The sequence below is a fragment of the Paenibacillus sp. J5C2022 genome (genome assembly GCF_025567625.1).
GTDB lineage: Bacteria > Bacillota > Bacilli > Paenibacillales > Paenibacillaceae > Pristimantibacillus.
Genome location: NZ_JAOQJC010000097.1, coordinates 1 through 1,707 on the forward strand (window position 1 = coordinate 1; position 1,707 = coordinate 1,707).

Genomic DNA, 1,707 nt, shown 5'->3' on the forward strand with positions numbered 1-1,707 from the left:
TAGGATAAGCCCTCGACCGATTAGTATTCGTCAGCTGCACACATTGCTGTGCTTCCACCTCGAACCTATCAACCTCGTCGTCTTCAAGGGGTCTTACTAATTGGGAAATCTCATCTTGAGGGGGGCTTCACGCTTAGATGCTTTCAGCGCTTATCCCTTCCGTACGTAGCTACCCAGCTATGCTCCTGGCGGAACAACTGGTACACCAGCGGTACGTCCATCCCGGTCCTCTCGTACTAAGGACAGCTCCTCTCAAATTTCCTACGCCCGCGACAGATAGGGACCGAACTGTCTCACGACGTTCTGAACCCAGCTCGCGTACCGCTTTAATGGGCGAACAGCCCAACCCTTGGGACCTACTTCAGCCCCAGGATGCGATGAGCCGACATCGAGGTGCCAAACCTCCCCGTCGATGTGGACTCTTGGGGGAGATAAGCCTGTTATCCCCAGGGTAGCTTTTATCCGTTGAGCGATGGCCCTTCCATTCGGTACCACCGGATCACTAAGCCCGACTTTCGTCCCTGCTCGACTTGTAGGTCTCGCAGTCAAGCTCCCTTCTGCCTTTACACTCTTCGAATGATTTCCAACCATTCTGAGGGAACCTTTGGGCGCCTCCGTTACTCTTTAGGAGGCGACCGCCCCAGTCAAACTGCCCGCCTGACACGGTCCCTCTACCGGTTTCACGGTAGCAGGTTAGAACTCCGATACGATCAGGGTGGTATCCCAAGGACGCCTCCACACAAGCTGGCGCTCATGCTTCTTAGGCTCCCACCTATCCTGTACAGATCGTACCAAAGTCCAATATCAAGCTGCAGTAAAGCTCCATGGGGTCTTTCCGTCTTGTCGCGGGTAACCTGCATCTTCACAGGTATTAAAATTTCACCGGATCTCTCGTTGAGACAGCGCCCAAGTCGTTACGCCATTCGTGCGGGTCAGAATTTACCTGACAAGGAATTTCGCTACCTTAGGACCGTTATAGTTACGGCCGCCGTTTACTGGGGCTTCGGTTCACAGCTTCGGGGTAAACCCCTAACCGCTCCCCTTAACCTTCCAGCACCGGGCAGGCGTCAGCCCGTATACTTCGCCTTGCGGCTTCGCACAGACCTGTGTTTTTGCTAAACAGTCGCTTGGGCCTTTTCACTGCGGCCCCCTCGGGCTATTCACCCTACCGAGGCACCCCTTCTCCCGAAGTTACGGGGTCATTTTGCCGAGTTCCTTAACGAGAGTTCTTCCGCGCGCCTTAGCATGCTCTGCTCGCCTACCTGTGTCGGTTTGCGGTACGGGCACCTTCACCTGGCTAGAGGCTTTTCTCGACAGCCGGAGCTCATGACCTTCGCTACTGCAATTTTCGCTCCCCATCACAGCCCAGCCTTATAACCGGCGGATTTGCCTACCGATCAGCCTCACTGCTTGGACGGGCTATTCCATCAGCCCGCGTCACTACCCTTCTGTGTCACCCCAATTGCTCATAACGGTTTACGGTGGTACAGGAATTTCAACCTGTTGTCCTTCCACTACGCCTTTCGGCCTCGCGTTAGGTCCCGACTTACCCTGAGAGGACGAGCCTTCCTCAGGAACCCTTAGGCTTACGGCGGATGGGATTCTCACCCATCTTTTCGTTACTCATACCGGCATTCTCACTTGAATACAGTCCAGCGCTCCTCACGGTACACCTTCTACCCATATTCAACGCTCCCCTACCCAAGT

1 rRNA gene is annotated in these 1,707 nt (G+C 54.8%); it reads right to left on the reverse strand.

The annotated features are described in order from the left end of the window. A 23S ribosomal RNA gene (locus tag M6D81_RS31410) occupies positions 1-1,707 on the reverse strand; the annotation flags it as partial.